General features: G+C 35.0%; 1 protein-coding gene. It reads right to left on the bottom strand.

All coding sequences use genetic code 11. The features are described from left to right. On the bottom strand, positions 1–426 hold a 426-nt coding region (locus NBZ85_RS34260), incomplete at both ends, for an MFS transporter (protein ID WP_261563517.1).

Raw genomic sequence — 426 nt, 5'->3', positions numbered from 1 at the left:
ACTAATACACCACCAAGAAATGGACCAAATGCTTTTCCTACTGTAGCAGCTGAATTCACAAAACCTTGGTACTGTCCTTGCTTACCATCTGGCGCTAACTGATTGGCTATAGTTGGAACTGCTGGCCATACAAACATTTCTCCAAAAGTTAAAATAATCATACCGACAACAAATATTGTAAAGTTTTCAGCAAAACTCGTGACAAAGAACGACAACATAAAAATGATGATGCCGACAAACATTTGCTTCTTTAAGTTTCCTTTTAACAGATAGAGAATCGGTTTAATTAATGGTTGTGCTACTAAAATCATTATTCCGTTAATTGTCCATAAGACACTATATTGTGCCATTGAAATATTAATAGATTGTGTAAATGATGCGATTGTAGACTCCCATTGAATATATGCAACCCAACAAATTGCAAAC

This window comes from Frankia tisae (genome assembly GCF_025403405.1).
GTDB classification, from domain to species: domain Bacteria; phylum Actinomycetota; class Actinomycetes; order Frankiales; family Frankiaceae; genus Frankia; species Frankia tisai.
Note: the sequence above shows the minus strand (reverse complement) of the source record. Positions and strands in the feature narration are given on the sequence as shown.